Source organism: Streptomyces sp. NPDC048473, from assembly GCF_043200155.1.
Lineage (GTDB): Bacteria > Actinomycetota > Actinomycetes > Streptomycetales > Streptomycetaceae > Streptomyces.
The window spans coordinates 1-1,969 of the sequence record NZ_JBICXE010000164.1 but is presented as its reverse complement, the minus strand read 5'-3'; the positions used below and the strand labels follow the sequence as shown (position 1 = coordinate 1,969).

Sequence of the window (1,969 nt, the reverse complement as noted above, 5' to 3'; positions counted from 1 at the left end):
GCTGAGCGGGAAACGGAAATACAACCACACGCAATGGGAGATCACCTCGACCGGGTACCGGTGCCCCCTGTATGACGGCGTGCCTTTCACGGACGCCCCCCTCCACCATGACCAACCCGAAGACCATCTCACCCGGTCAACCAACGTGACAGTGCCTCGAGCAGACTGTCGATCGGGCAACGCGCCTCCGGCACGAAGTGGGCATAGTGGTCCAGCGTGATGGTTGCAGACGAGTGCCCCAGCCACCTGGCCAGTGTCACCACGGACTCCCCCCTCAAGGACGATCGAGGTGTACGTGTGCCTCAGCACATGGAAGCCATCCCTGCGCTCCGCCTGCCACTGCCGCGGCTTCGCACACTCGTCTACCTCAAAGCCGCCCCGAAAGAGGTCGACCTCATCCCCGGCTTCGCGGGGGACATGACGGGCATCGGCCACCACGGAACCTGCGACCTGGAGCTGCAACTGCGCAGGCAACGGCGTCCGCGATGGGGGTGGGTCCTGCGGTGAGTTCGAGGATGCGGCGGCGGATGCCGGGCTGGCGCACGAGTTCCGCGAGGACGGGGGCGATGTCGTCGCGGGGGACGTCGGCGTAGTCGATGGCCTGTCCGATGCGCCGCCGCTGCCCGGCTGTTTGGTGGCTCCGGTAACCAGCCGCGTTGGTCTCACACCGCGTGGCGGCGGTTCGCGGATTACTGCGGAGAAGCACAGGAGGCAGCGGCTGGAGGGGGGCGGACTGGTTGGGGGCGTTGTTGACATGGGCGTACGGCGAGGAGTTGGGCGTTCCGGCCGTGGAGGGTTCCGGGTCGATGGTGGTGAAGCGGCGGTTGGCGGGGCATGGGTGTGGTCGCGTGGGTTCATCCGGCCGCCTATGTATGGGTTTCACGGTGCGGGGGCCTGCCGGTGCGGGACCACGTGCCACCAACCATGGCCGGCTCCACAGAAACCCGCCAGGCCTGACCGCAGGCGCGCGGAAGGGGAGAACACTACCCGCCCGATCCGCCCCGAATGCCGAAGTCCAACGCTGCGTAGTCAGCACCAAGTCAGCACGGGACAGGTGATCAGGGGTGCTGACATGCGGTTTCAGGTCAGCACCAAACCAGCACGGGAGTCAGCACCAGGGCAATAAACCATGCCTAATAGCGCAATCCTGACAGGCACCTGCCGGCCTTCAATACGGTCCTCGAAGCAGTCTCGACGTTCCTGTCATGGTGGCCCCGCGCACACCCGGCCCGAGAACTATGGTGTCCCGCCACATGTGCCTCTGACCTGCCCATTCCTACGGTGTGGCGACACGAAACCGTCCCCGCCAACGTCCGGAAGTGGTGTTCATGGCTGCCTCGGCATCCGCCCCGCCGACCACCCGCTCACTCAAGCGCATCGTCGCCGCAAGCCTCATCGGCACCACCATCGAGTGGTACGACAACTCATCGCATCAGCGCTACGACCTGCAGTTTTCCCAGGACAGCAGCACGAAAGTCAGCACCGAACCAGCACCGGAAAATGACGTGCTGCGCAAGGCCGGAGAATCAGGCTGAACTCGGCCCTGATCGCGGCGCCCTCGCATCCGAGTGCCCGTCACTGAACGTAGCCGTAGGCGCAGAGCTAATAGTCATTCAGTCCGGGGCAACCTGACGTCACCTGGGGCAATGATGCAACTCGTTCGGAGTCCTGCAGTCCAGCGATCGTGCGGGGTTGGACGAACTCCTGGCGGTACCGTACAAAGTACTGACTGACGGCACCGCAAGATGGCGGCGGCGATGCTATGCGGTGTCGGCCAACGGCTCGAACTCCAAAGGCAAGCCCAGTTCGGTCTCCAGGGTGAAGATGGAGTCCATCACAGTCCTCAACCGGTGCGGCGCGTCCGGCATGACGTGGCAGGGTCATTGCATGATCGAGATCTGTCTGGGTTCGTCACGTGAGACCGAGGGCTCGTAGGGGCCGGTGGTAGTCGCGGCCGGTGTGGCGGAGG

At 64.8% G+C, this 1,969-nt stretch carries 2 protein-coding genes and 2 pseudogenes; 2 read left to right on the top strand and 2 right to left on the bottom strand.

Translation table 11 applies throughout. The features are described 5' to 3' along the window. Together ACGFU7_RS47955 and ACGFU7_RS47950 are read right to left on the bottom strand one after the other, a co-directional pair. Positions 1-90, bottom strand: a pseudogene (locus tag ACGFU7_RS47955) (IS6 family transposase); the annotation flags it as partial. Between the two features lie 38 nt (positions 91-128). After that, positions 129-351: pseudogene (locus ACGFU7_RS47950) on the bottom strand (site-specific integrase); the annotation flags it as partial. Between ACGFU7_RS47950 and ACGFU7_RS47945 the strand changes: the two are divergent. Both ACGFU7_RS47945 and ACGFU7_RS47940 read left to right on the top strand, forming a co-directional pair. Further along, on the top strand, positions 310-507 hold the full coding sequence (locus tag ACGFU7_RS47945) for a hypothetical protein (protein ID WP_393705106.1): 198 nt from the start codon (positions 310-312) through the stop codon (positions 505-507). The pseudogene ACGFU7_RS47950 and the gene ACGFU7_RS47945 overlap by 42 nt on opposite strands. Positions 508-1,319: 812 nt before the next feature. After that, the gene (locus ACGFU7_RS47940) at positions 1,320-1,535 is read left to right on the top strand and encodes a hypothetical protein (RefSeq protein ID WP_393705104.1); all 216 of its coding nucleotides are present in this window, start codon (positions 1,320-1,322) and stop codon (positions 1,533-1,535) included. Positions 1,536-1,969 lie beyond the last annotated feature (434 nt).